At 41.9% G+C, this 12,504-nt stretch carries 10 protein-coding genes; all 10 read right to left on the minus strand.

Annotated features, from left to right (window positions below):
• Nucleotides 1-10: 10 nt before the first annotated feature.
• The gene (locus MKY42_RS18025) at nucleotides 11-1,933 is read right to left on the minus strand and encodes a beta-glucoside-specific PTS transporter subunit IIABC (RefSeq protein ID WP_090899119.1); all 1,923 of its coding nucleotides are present in this window, start codon (nucleotides 1,931-1,933) and stop codon (nucleotides 11-13) included.
• Between the two features lie 136 nt (nucleotides 1,934-2,069).
• A complete protein-coding gene (locus MKY42_RS18030; RefSeq protein ID WP_090899122.1) occupies nucleotides 2,070-2,918 on the minus strand; it encodes a PRD domain-containing protein in 849 nt (282 codons plus the stop codon).
• A 318-nt stretch (nucleotides 2,919-3,236) separates the two neighbouring features.
• On the minus strand, nucleotides 3,237-4,274 hold the full coding sequence (locus tag MKY42_RS18035) for a branched-chain amino acid aminotransferase (RefSeq protein WP_090899125.1): 1,038 nt from the start codon (nucleotides 4,272-4,274) through the stop codon (nucleotides 3,237-3,239).
• A 515-nt stretch (nucleotides 4,275-4,789) separates the two neighbouring features.
• On the minus strand, nucleotides 4,790-5,971 hold the full coding sequence (locus MKY42_RS18040; RefSeq protein WP_339843736.1) for a NupC/NupG family nucleoside CNT transporter: 1,182 nt from the start codon (nucleotides 5,969-5,971) through the stop codon (nucleotides 4,790-4,792).
• A 2-nt stretch (nucleotides 5,972-5,973) separates the two neighbouring features.
• The gene (locus tag MKY42_RS18045; protein ID WP_339843738.1) at nucleotides 5,974-7,290 is read right to left on the minus strand and encodes a purine/pyrimidine permease; all 1,317 of its coding nucleotides are present in this window, start codon (nucleotides 7,288-7,290) and stop codon (nucleotides 5,974-5,976) included.
• A gap of 45 nt (nucleotides 7,291-7,335) precedes the next feature.
• Entirely contained in the window at nucleotides 7,336-8,043 is a 708-nt protein-coding gene (gene deoD, locus MKY42_RS18050) for a purine-nucleoside phosphorylase (RefSeq protein WP_339843740.1), read from the minus strand.
• Between the two features lie 156 nt (nucleotides 8,044-8,199).
• A complete protein-coding gene (locus MKY42_RS18055; protein WP_339843742.1) occupies nucleotides 8,200-9,636 on the minus strand; it encodes a helix-turn-helix domain-containing protein in 1,437 nt (478 codons plus the stop codon).
• A gap of 200 nt (nucleotides 9,637-9,836) precedes the next feature.
• Nucleotides 9,837-10,832, minus strand: a complete 996-nt coding sequence (locus tag MKY42_RS18060) for a tyrosine-protein phosphatase (protein WP_339843745.1) — start codon at nucleotides 10,830-10,832, stop codon at nucleotides 9,837-9,839.
• A gap of 44 nt (nucleotides 10,833-10,876) precedes the next feature.
• Nucleotides 10,877-11,716: a phosphonate ABC transporter, permease protein PhnE gene (phnE, locus tag MKY42_RS18065; RefSeq protein ID WP_179264496.1), complete on the minus strand. Its 840-nt coding sequence runs from the start codon at nucleotides 11,714-11,716 to the stop codon at nucleotides 10,877-10,879.
• Complete coding sequence (phnE, locus tag MKY42_RS18070; protein WP_179264494.1) at nucleotides 11,713-12,504, minus strand: phosphonate ABC transporter, permease protein PhnE; 792 nt, start codon at nucleotides 12,502-12,504, stop codon at nucleotides 11,713-11,715. The genes phnE (MKY42_RS18065) and phnE (MKY42_RS18070) overlap by 4 nt, the downstream gene beginning before the upstream one ends.

Below are 12,504 nucleotides of genomic sequence, written 5' to 3' on the forward strand. Positions count from 1 at the left end.
GATAAAACATTTAGCGAACAGTGACTAGAAGCAATTCATTCATTGAAATCACCCCCTTCACATGCACTGGCACAACATCCAGATAATCCGGCGTATTCGTCACAATAACTGGTGAAACAATGTCCAGTCCCGCTGCTTTGATGCTCTCCAGATCGAATTCAATAAGCGGATCGCCCAAGCGGACTTCTTGTCCAGCTTCTACTTTGACATCAAAGAACTTGCCTTTGAGCGAGACCGTGTTTAGTCCAACGTGGATGAGTATATCAATCCCATCCATGGATTGAAGCATAATCGCATGTTTGCTTTTGGCTACCATCGTGACTATTCCGTCAAAAGGTGCGGTCACTTTGCCTTCTGTCGGTCTGATCGCAATTCCTTTACCTGTCAACTCATCTGCAAATGTTTTGTCTGGAAGCTCTGCAAGTGGGACAAGTTCCCCGGTCAGCGGACTCTGTACCTCACCTTTCTTCTCTTCAATGGAGTGAACCGTGACAGGCAATTTGTTTTCCTTCGGCGAGGTTTCAGGTTTCACTTCCATCGATGGGGGGTCTAACGATACCGAAGGCTGTGGCTCAGAATCATCCCATTTCAGCATCAGAGTCAAGATAAACGAAATGACGAAACTGATAGCGACTCCAATTAACGCATACCACAAGTTGGACATCCCACCCTTCGGGTCGATGTATAACGGCAGTGACAGCAATCCCGGAACAGCAAATCCAAAACATTTCAGGCCAACTGCTGTTATAAACCCACCGCCTGCGGCTCCACCAACGAGTGATGCGTAGAACGGTTTTTTCAACTTTAGCGTAACTCCGTACAACGCAGGTTCCGTAATGCCCAGTAAAGCGGAAATGCCACTCGACAGTGCAATCGACTTCATGTTTGGATTTTTCGTTTTGAGAAACACCGCCATTACCGCGCCAGCCTGACTCATGTTGGTGACGAGGTTGATGGGCAACAAAAGCACGTCATAACCAAGTTTGCTCAAATTTTGCAGTGTGCTCGGAAAAAATGCATAGTGCATGCCTGTCATGACGATTAATGGCATCAAACCGCCAAGGATAATTCCCGTCAAAGGACCGGAATGGGCGAAGAGCCACGATGTACCCATTTCCAAATAAGTACCGATGTAAGTACCTAACGGGCCGATGGCAATCAACAGAACCGGCACCGTAATGACCAGAACAATCATCGATGTAAAAATAACTTTTACCGGCCCTGGAATAACCTTGTCCACCCAGCGATACACGTAGCTAAGCAACCACACACCCAGAATAATCGGTATGACGGACTGCGTATAATTCACGATCGAAACCGGGAGCGAAAGGAAACGAATCGGTTCAAGATGATTGGCATTGAAAGCATCCAGAATGGTCGGATATAACAGCGTCCCTGCAAGCGTCAGAGCGATATACTCGTTCACCTTGAATTTGCGTGCGGATGACACCGCTAGCAGGAAAGGCAAGAAATAAAAAGCAGCATTGCCAATGGAGGACAAGATCTGATATTCGCCACTGGTTTCGTGCAACAGTCCCAAGGTCACCAGCAATGCCAGAATTCCTTTGAGCATACCAGTGCCTACAATAGCCGGCAGAATCGGTGTGAATATGCCCGAGATGGTATCCAGAACGGCGTTGATGCCTCTGGAGCGCGGAGCCTGTTTGTCCTTCTCGGTAGAGGTGTCCTGCTTCAGTTGACCCTCCAATTCCGCATATACCGCAGCGACGTTATTTCCGATGACGACCTGGAATTGATCGTTCTGAAACTGGGCACCCAGGACACCATTCAGTTTTTTAATCTGCTCCAGTTGAACCTTCTTCTCATCCTTAACATTGAAGCGGAGTCTGGTGATGCAGTGCCAGGCCTGTATGATGTTTTCTTCTCCTCCTGTTAACTGGATGATCTCCGCGGACAACTCCCTGTGGTTCATGCTGATTCCTCCTCTGTTTTTGGCGAAAAAAAAACCAAATGCTAAACCTGTCCTCTGCATGTGCAGAGTCGGTAACATTTGGTGGTGCCTGATCGAATCAGTAACACTCCATATTCTATTTATTCAAACGTGATGTTCAGTCCGCATCGGAATGCGACGTCACTCTCTCGATGTGAATCATTAGGTAAACCATCTCATCAGGAGTAATCGTGAACTCATGCTGCCGTTCCATAAACTCCTTTATTTTTTGCGCACATTGGAAGCTTGAAGGGTACCTTTCCGATAGCACGGCATACAAGAAATGCTGATCTTTGAACGAAAGTACCTCCCGATTCATTTGGCGGACGATGAAGTAGCGCAAATGAGTGATGAATCTGGAATAGTTCACAGATTTCTGATCCAGCGCGATGCCGAAATGATGGGACATAATCTCCAGGCTGTCATTAATCATTTTAGTAATCTTGATCGTTTGGTTCATGCCGCCTGAATCGATCTGCGAATTCACGAAGTGCAATGCAATGGAACTTGCTTCGCTATGGGACATCGTCACGCAAAAAGCTTCGTTTATCCGGTTAACGGCTTGTTCACCTACAAGATATTCCACAGGATACAGATGCCGAATGTCCCAGTGAAGGGGATTCTGAACATCCATCCCGCTTTTATGGCGTTCCAGTGCAAAATGTATATGATCCGCAAGGGTCAACAGCAATGAATCGTTAAGCTTTTTCCCAATCTTCTCTTGACCCATTTCTATAATCTGATCGGTTATATCAATGACTTGCAGAGGAATGTCGTTAAAAAACTGCTCGATCCGCTGGTATTTGTCATTGGCTCCAATTCTGAACATTTTTTGGATCTTGTCGCGATCAAGGGGTTGCCCTTTCGCTTTTTTGAAACCAATGCCAGTACCTATTACAATGACTTCGCAACCTTCGTCATCTTCTGCAAGGGCGATATTGTTGTTCAGTGACTTTTTGAATTTCATGCTGCCTTCACCCCCTATATGAGAAAAGCACCACCATCGTCTTCAAACACAAGTATACACTTGTGAAATGGAGACTGAGGTGGTGCCTGATCGAATCAGTGACACTCCTTATTTAGCTGTATTGTAACGAATCATGTAATCGTTGTCAAATAAATAATACGTGTAACTCAAAATAAGTATTGAATACATGACAATCCCACTGGTTTACATCCTTTTACACGATTTTGCTTCAATGTGTACATGTACAGTTTTCACGTCATGTGCAGCACTCAGCAATTCTTCTACGCCCCCTACCTTTAAATGGAAAAAAGCAGGGCATCAAGCCCCGCCAATAGTAATGTTTTTAATCCAGCCTTCTGGTGCCGGGAGAACTCCCATCTGGATACCAGTAAGAGTTTCAAGCAGTTTCTTTGAAATAGGCCCCATTTCGGACATCCCACTTGGGAAATAAATTTCTTTACCATGGTCATCTATTTTACCGACAGGAGAAATAACAGCTGCTGTTCCACACAAACCACATTCTGCAAAATCTTTTACCTCTTCGAAAAGAACTTCCCTTTCCTCCACTTCAAGGCCAAGATATTTCTCAGCAACTACCATCAAAGAACGTCTGGTGATGGACGGAAGAATACTTTCCGACTTAGGTGTAACAACTTTATTGTCTTTGGTTATAAAGATAAAATTGGCCCCACCTGTTTCTTCAACCTTGGTTCTGGTTGCAGCATCCAAATACATATTTTCATCAAAGCCATTTTGTTGGGCTGTTCTTAGCGCATGAAGACTCATGGCATAATTCAATCCTGCTTTGATATGTCCTGTACCATATGGCGCAGCACGATCATAATCACTAACACAGAGGGTAAGGGGCTTAGCTCCTCCTTTAAAATAAGGACCTACTGGTGTAGTAAACACTCTAAACTGATACTCTTCAGAAGGTTTAATCCCAATTACAGGGCCACTTCCGAATAGAGAAGGCCGTATGTATAGTGTGGCACCAGAGCCATACGGTGGTACATATGATGCATTTGCTTTTACGGTCTCGACAATAGCATCTATAAACCTATCCTTTGGAAAGGGCTGCATATGAAGTCTTGTGGCGGAATCCTCCATGCGCTGTGCATTTAAATCGGGACGAAAAATTGCAATTTGTCCGTCTTGGGTGGTGTAGGCTTTTAAACCTTCAAAACATGTCTGCGCATATTGAAGAACGCCTGCCGATTCGTTGAGGACTACATTGGTATCCTCTGTTAAAATTCCATCATCCCATTTTCCGTCTATAAAATTTGACACATATCGTTTCTCAGTCTTTCTGTAATTGAATCCGAGGTTACTCCAGTCCAAGTTTTGCTTTTCCATTTTGTCACCATACCTTTATTTTATCGAATAATGTAATCTCTTCTCCATTCATAATAAATTCAAAATAATATTAAGTATAGAGCAGTTTTATAAAAATCGAAATAAAAATTACTGTTTGCTCACCAGATGTCCTTATTCGAACATTCTTAGATAAAACAGTTTTTCTAGCTATTTTACATAATTGTTAATTTATACTCCAACGAGTAAAATGTTGTACACTTAGCTTACTTCATCAAATTTCTAAACCATTGCCTCTTCTCGCAAATCATGCTCCATGAAGAGAATATCACGTTTCATTTCTTTCATGCCCTGTCTTGAAACCCAGAGTCATATTCTATAATCCCCCCGGCTAACGATTCATGTTCTTGTCCTACGGTTTAACATCAATATATAAAAAAGCCGCAGTTACGCGGCTTTTAAGTAATGTGATAATTTTTGTGTCCCTCGACATCAACCGTCCTTTTGGAACAATCTTATTTCGAGTTCACTTGTAATCAAAAGAAAAATGATTTACCTTAAAATATAATTCCGATAATTATAGCAGATAAAACGCTTACAAGTGTGGCCCCATATAACAGCTTCAATCCAAAACGAGCAACAATATTCCCCTGTTTTTCATTCAGCCCTTTTACTGCACCCACGATAGTACCAATGGACCCAAAGTTAGCAAATGAGATTAGAAAAACGGAAACAATAGCTGTAGTACGGCCACTTAAACCGTCTTGAATCTTAACAAAGTCTAACATGGCAACAAATTCATTCGCAACCAGCTTCGTTGCCATGATACTCCCCGCATGAACCGCTTCATGCCATGGCACACCGATCATAAAGGCAATTGGTGCAAAGACATACCCTAGAACTCCTTGAAACGAGATACCAAATATGCCGCTGAAGACCCCGTTAATTAAAGCAATGATTCCAACAAAACCAACTAACATTACTCCCACTACAATGGCAACTTTAAAGCCATCCATAATATATTCGCCTAGCATTTCAAAAAACGTTTGTTTGCCCTCTTCCCGAACTTCAACGATATCTTCTTCAGCTGTAACTTCATACGGGTTAATGATGGATGCAATGATAAAGCCGCCAAATAGGTTTAATATTAATGCAGCTACTACATATTTAGGTTCCAGCATCGTCATATATGAACCAACAATGGACATCGATACCGTCGACATTGCAGATGCACATAATGTATACAAGCGATGCTTTGGCAATAATCCAAGTTGATTTTTTACTGAAATAAATACTTCATTTTGTCCTACAATTGCGGCTGCAACCGCATTATAAGATTCCAATTTTCCCATGCCATTTACTTTACTTAGCACCAAACCAATATACTTGATAATGAACGGCAATATTTTGTAATGTTGCAGGATTCCTATTAATGCTGACATGAAGACAATTGGCATCAACACAAACAGGAAAAAGGTATGAGCTCCTTCATTGGCAATCCCACCAAAAACAAAGTTCGTTCCTTCGTTGGCATATCCGAGTAATTTCGAAAAACTATCGGCAAACCCTTTGATTAAGAATTCGCCTATACTCGTTTTTAGTATAATTAATCCCAAAGCTAACTGAATAACAATCATTATGATGATTGGACGATATTTGATTTTCCGCTTATTATTACTCGCAAGCCAGGCCAATAATAGAACAATAACCAGACCAACAACAGAAATTAGATAATGCATAATTAACCCTCCAAATTATCGATACTTTTTTCGGAATCCTCATATCGATTTGCATCTTTCCACATTAACGCTTGTTCCAAAATAATCGCCAATAGACTTCCGCAAATTAACCCATTATTCAAAATGGCTATTACAATCGGAGATAAATGGCTCGTAGCGGATGTAGGAATAAACATTAAACCCACACCAACTAGAAGAGAAACTCCACTAACAACACATGTTCGTTCTTCATGAAGAACCTTCTTCAATTCCTTCAGCGATAATCCAACCATCTTCACAAAGATGACGAATGTAACGGCATAGCCTATAGGCGCTGGGATACCGGATATTACGTTCATTATTGGCGGAAACAAGGATACAGAGATGACTAAGATGCACCCAATTAAAAACGATTTCCGTTCCCTCATCCCTGTTTGTTCAACATATCCCGCCGCTCCTGAAATAGGCACTGAACCAATCGCTCCGAAACTGCCACCAATAAAATGGGTAATGCCCGAAGCAAATCCGGCACGCAAATAACGATTATGATCCAATTTCTTTTGTTTCATAACGGTCTCCATCAACCGAATAGACGCAAGCGCATTGGTTATTAATAATAGTGTTAATAGAAAGGCAGTTGTGACTGTCCCGCTATCAAATCTTGGACTTCCAAAAGGAAATATTTTGGGCAGTTTAAATAGCGTATCCGCCGGTGAAATCACCGGCATCTTGTCGCATATGATAAACAATAAGCAGCCTATCGATATACTGATTATTACTGAAAATTGGCGCAGCAAAACAAAGCGACTGTTCCCTAACCCAAAGGTAATGCAAATCACAATCACACTCAGCACGAACACTTTAACATCTAACAAGGTGTGGCTTGACGTGATCCCCATCATACCTTTCATAAAAGAACCGCTTAATTGAAATATCAATAAGAGCAAATATATAAAAGTGACCGTTGGCGTAAATAGACGAGCGATTTTATCCATTAGCTTAAATGCTGAGATTAGGATAAATAAAACTCCACTACAGATCATTCCCGCGCTTAAAGCTTGCAGGGCAGCAATACTCGAAGAATACAATCCCCCCACTAAACTTGCATAAATGGTGAAAATGCTCCACCATAATCCTGCTGGACCTTCATGAATAGGGAATTTATGGCCGATGACGCCTTGTAAAAATCCAGCTATTCCTAAAGTAATCAGTGTGCTCTGGATGAGTCCAGAAGCCTCCAAAGGTGTTAGGTTATATAAATCTGCGATAGCAATTGGCGCAGCAATTGCACCTGCGATCATAAACATCATCCACTGCAATCCAGATAGTATTCCCTTCATTTCTTACTCACTCTCTTTTCTTGCACCCGTACTCGTATTGATAGATTAGCTCTCAATGGCTGTGTTAAGAGCGATTTCGACCATTTCATAAAATGATTGTTCACTTTCTTGATGAGTTAAGTGCTCCTGTGTTAACAGTTGACTGCCAACTGTCAAAATGGATAGCGCTCTCACACCATATTTAGCGGCTAACGTATATAAGGCTGTGCTTTCCATTTCAACTCCTAATACACCAAAATCCATAAACTTGTGAAGTCGATCTAAGCTCTCACGGTAGAATTCATCGGAGTTATAGATATTGCCGACAAAGACATTTACTTGTTTAGCTTGTGCTTGTTGATACGCTTTCATTAACAATGAGAAATCTGCTGTAGGTGCATAATTACAGCCATGGAAGATCTTATCCGTCATATTACTATCCGAAGACACGGATTGGGCTATTATAATATCGCGGATATTAATGTTTTTCTGCATCGCGCCACATGTACCAATACGAATCAATTTCTTCACTTCATAATCGACGATTAATTCTGTTGCATAGATACTCATCGATGGATTTCCCATCCCTGTCCCTTGAACCGATACGCGTTTCCCCTCGTATAATCCGGTGTACCCGTACATTCCTCTTACTTCGTTATAACAATTGGCCTCATCTAGAAAGTGTTCTGCTACAAATTTTGCACGCAAAGGATCTCCCGGAAGCAAAACGATGTCCGCTATTTCTCCTTTTTTTGCGCCTAAATGCCTACTCATATTTCTGCCTCCTACTTTCAATGTTGAACCCGTCTTACCGAAATCTCTTCCGTTGTCTTCAGAAAATCAGTTCGGAAAGTACATTGAGCATAAGATTTTTCAGCATAACAAACTAGACCAAAATCTTACGGAGGATACGGGAAATAATTGATCAAATTATAAAAGCAGTTCTTTACGAATATTGTCCAGATCTCTTTTAGACGGGATCGTAGAGATAATAACAACAGGCACGGTCTGCAATGTTACCGGGATATTACTAATGACAAAATCAATCTGATGTTTCTGCATCATTTCGTCGGAGAGCCCTTTCATTATGGAAGTATTGATGATCAGCTGATCCCCAATTTCCTTCTTGATCAAATCCGCTATGTAATGACGAATTGAAAATTCTTCTCCAATCACCAAGAAGGCCCTTTTTCTTTTATAACGTAAACTTGAACGAACAATTAAGGTTAGCTTGGTTAAATGAAAATGATTATACAAGACGGCAGGATAAGCTTTACTCCACGTTTGCATGCAAGTTTGCAGTTCTTGATAAAGCTGCTGGCATTCCTTTTGAACGTACGCCGTTAAATTACTTTTTGATATCATCATCCATTCAGGAATTGCATTATCGATTAATAACTTGTCAAAGAATGCGTATATCTCCAATAGAAATCGTTCTTCCATCTCCAAGTTAGGGTATACTTTGGCTAGTAGCCTTAGAAGCAGATTACCCATTTGATATTCTTCTTTGTCCTTATGCAATTCAACTTCTTTCATCGGCGTTATTTCTGATCCTTCATAATAATGATATTGGCTGAGACTGACCAGGGATTGCATAAAGTAAATTTCACTATGGGGAAAATCAATGGAAAGCTTATCTCCAAGACTCTTGGCGAGGGTCTTCACAGGCATATAAAACATCCCCTTTTCCCAAGGGTAAGCACTTTCGTCGATTTTTACGTATTTCCCTTTAGCGACTCTTTCCACAACAATGGCCAACAAAAAAGATAATCTCCGTTTGGAATTGATAAAATACACAATATTTTTCTCATTCTCTGTATTTGTGATTAACTGATTGATATATGCAAAATCGACATTCGCAAAGGGCCATCCTGTGAACTCATACGCATCACAATATAACTTCCAATAGAAATATCGAATATTCATTTCATTCCCTTTGATTGTCGGGGTTGAATATGTAATGCGTAACTTATACGCTTTGAGATCATTATTATTTAATTGTACAATCAGTTTCTTCAACGATGAGGTACTCATAAACATAACTCCGGCTAGCTCCTCCACGGACAGTCGATCCACATTGGTGAACAATACATTCATCAGTCGATAAAAGACGGTTTGTCTGAACATCGAAGAAATCACTTCACTCATCGTCTCACTTCGTCCATCTCGCCGAAGAACGATTCCCTTTCCTCTAGAAACTTCTATGGTTACAGTAGGAGGTAATTGCTTGCTGATTTCCTCAACCATTTTACGTATGGTTTTATCGGAGATACCTAAACTTTTTTCAACTTCAGCTAATGTAAACCATCTATGTTCCGTATCAAGCAGCGTTAAAAGTTGACTAGCTAATGTAAATCCCTTATCCATTTCCCCACCCTGTTTCAATTTAATTGGATTGTCATCATGTTTTTTGATAAAAAGTTTATTTGATAAAGAAAAGTCGATTCCTCCATAAAGAAAGAATCGGCTTTTTAATGTGTTTAAATACGATCTATGATAAACCAGTGTGAATAAGCTTAAACTATCTCACTCGTTAGTTCAATCCAGCAGTAGCGTTAAATCTACTATCAAACTAAATATCTATTTTGAAGCGAATTTCTTTCTTGCTCCGTAATGCCAAGTCCCTCGTGAAGATATTTTTCGAAAGAACCATAGTTCTCATCAATGGCTTCAAGCGCAGCCTGTATAAAGGCTGCTTTCATCATATCCGGAATATTGCCCTCTAATTCAGGCATCTGGTCCATATACACTTTGTTAGTATCCGACAGGAAGCGCTGCATAAGCCCGTCCACCGCTAGATTCGTTAGCTCGTAGTCTTCAATAACTACCTCCCGAGGTACGCCCAAGGTAAGAAGGATAACTGCACATACTACACCTGTCCGATCTTTACCTGCGGCGCAGTGGAACAAGGAGGTGCTGCGGCCTTCTTTTAATAGCTCCTGAAGGATAAGCGAACATTTTTCTGTATTTAAAATCATAGCTTTATAGCCTACGTTTAAGTCAAACGCAATCTTCTGCATTTCTTCCGGGTTTGCTTCTGCCATAAAAGGAATGTTCGAGTTCATTGCTTTTCCGATTACAGGGCTTGGACGACTCGCCACTTCGAATTCGCTACGCAGATCACAAATCCAATCTATGCCGAGAGCTTCAGCAGTCTGAAGATCCTGGTCACCGAGCTCATGCAGATCAGCAGAACGCAGCAGCATGCCCCATCGGGTAGTTCGTCCATCTTCTGTGTGATATCCGCCCATATCACGGAAATTAATAATGCCATCCGTATAAATCATACGATCTTGTATCGTAGACACAGAACCGTCCTTGAACTTCACGTGATAATAGCTGCGGCCTGGCGATAGTGTTCTTGTGAAAGTTGCTCCAATGGGCTCTATACGTACCTCCAGCAGCGTACTGCTCAGTTCATCGAATTCCGGATGATTGGAATGGTAGATCGCCTCTGCTTTTACATTCTCTGCTGTATTCCAAGCAAGGGTAAATACGTTATTATCGCTGTATTTTGCCTGTACTAGTGGACCTTGTAAAAGTGGTTTAGATGTTGACATCATATTTCCTCCTCGTAGAGCTTTCGCTTCTGTGATGATATTTCAACTTAGTTCTGTCGTATTTTGAGTTTCATTTTATAGCGGTTTGCCACGAATTCAACACTGAATACCATAACAAAAACGACCAAGCCCACAAACAAAGCGGCTGCGAAATTGTATGATTTCATCGCATGAGTCATTTCATATCCGATACCGCCCGCACCAACTGCGCCTAGAATAGTAGATTCAGCGATACCTCCTTCCAGCTGCAGCACACACCAGGCAATGAAAGCTGTTTTTACTGTAGGTAAAATGCCTTGCATGACAATTTGCAGCCAGCTCGCACCAGTAGACTGCATAGCTTCGAGCACGCCTTTGTCCATTTCTTCAAGTGACTGGGCAAACACCTTAACAAGCATGCCTGATGCAGAAACGGCAATCGCAAGAACACCGGGAAGCGGACCAAGACCGACGGACACGATAAATATAAGGGCCCACACGATCGTAGGAATCGCCCGAAGCAGAGATGCAGCGCTTAGGATGATCCAGGCGATCATTGGATGTGGCGTCAAATTGCTCGCAGCTAAAAAGGACAGAAAGAAAGCGACGACAATTCCAAGCACCGATCCGATAATGGCAACTTGCAACGATTCTATAGCAGCAAGCAAAACATGGCGCCAAGCCGAGACATCAGGAGGAAACATGGTACCCATGTAACCGCCAAGCTTCGTAAAGCCTTGTGCGATTTTGGAATAGTCGAAATGAAGCTGAACAAGACTGAACACAAACAGAACGGCGATAAGCGGGAGCCCAATCATAACCAGCTTGTTTTTTTTCGGCTTAGGCGGTTCTGCCATTGAAGTGAGCACAGTAAAGGACGGTTTAAAATCATTCATTTGCATACTCATATAATTCGCTCCCTTACGCGATTGGTGATCATTTCAACGATGAGGACGATAACGAGCACGAGTAGAACCGCCATGCTTGCTTCTTGGTACTGGAACAATTTCAATTTCGATTGCAAAATAAATCCGAGACCTCCACCTCCAACCATTCCGACAATCGTAGAGGCGCGTACGTTGATTTCAAAGTTGTACAGGCTCCAGCCGATAAATCCGGGTAAAAATTGAGGAACTACAGCTTGAGACAACACTTGAAAATAACTCCCACCAGCTGCCCGAACTGCTTCCACCTGCCCCATGTCAATCTCTTCAAGCACCTCGGCAAAGGAACGAGTCAGCATACCGATTGAGATTAGAATCAGGGACATCGTGCCAACAACTGCACCCAATCCGAATGCTGCCACCAGCAAAATGGTCCAGATGAGTACCGGAATATTCCGAAACAGCGAGGTAGCTGCTCGAACACCTATTTGCAGGTAAGGATGAGGACTTGTTGTTGCCGCTGCAAGAAAAGACAACATCCCCGCGATAACCGATCCAATTACCATCGCGACCACACTCATATAAAGGGTCTGCAAGGCAGGTTCAATGAGCTGGGAAAGCGATGAAAAATCAGGTGGAAGAAAATCGAAAAATATAAAACGGAAGCTTTCACCTATCCCTGAAAACAGGGCACCAAACGAAAATTCTGCACCTATTGAAGACCAAATAATGAGACCCAGTAACACAATAAAAAACAATATCGTCTGAGTACGTTTCATTTTTCGGGCGGATTGTATCTGTACCGCATTCAT

The organism is Paenibacillus sp. FSL W7-1088 (assembly GCF_037969855.1).
GTDB lineage: Bacteria > Bacillota > Bacilli > Paenibacillales > Paenibacillaceae > Paenibacillus.

Bases quoted from the DNA above. Each gene is read 5' to 3' on its own strand.
- MKY42_RS18055 (WP_339843742.1), bottom strand. From the start codon at position 9,636: ATGGATAAGGGATTTACATTAGCTAGTCAACTTTTAACGCTGCTTGAT.
- MKY42_RS18030 (WP_090899122.1), bottom strand. From the start codon at position 2,918: ATGAAATTCAAAAAGTCACTGAACAACAATATCGCCCTTGCAGAAGAT.
- MKY42_RS18035 (WP_090899125.1), bottom strand. From the start codon at position 4,274: ATGGAAAAGCAAAACTTGGACTGGAGTAACCTCGGATTCAATTACAGA.
- phnE (WP_179264496.1), bottom strand. From the start codon at position 11,716: ATGAGTATGCAAATGAATGATTTTAAACCGTCCTTTACTGTGCTCACT.
- MKY42_RS18040 (WP_339843736.1), bottom strand. From the start codon at position 5,971: ATGCATTATCTAATTTCTGTTGTTGGTCTGGTTATTGTTCTATTATTG.
- MKY42_RS18045 (WP_339843738.1), bottom strand. From the start codon at position 7,290: ATGAAGGGAATACTATCTGGATTGCAGTGGATGATGTTTATGATCGCA.
- MKY42_RS18025 (WP_090899119.1), bottom strand. From the start codon at position 1,933: ATGAACCACAGGGAGTTGTCCGCGGAGATCATCCAGTTAACAGGAGGA.
- deoD (WP_339843740.1), bottom strand. From the start codon at position 8,043: ATGAGTAGGCATTTAGGCGCAAAAAAAGGAGAAATAGCGGACATCGTT.
- phnE (WP_179264494.1), bottom strand. From the start codon at position 12,504: ATGAATGCGGTACAGATACAATCCGCCCGAAAAATGAAACGTACTCAG.
- MKY42_RS18060 (WP_339843745.1), bottom strand. From the start codon at position 10,832: ATGATGTCAACATCTAAACCACTTTTACAAGGTCCACTAGTACAGGCA.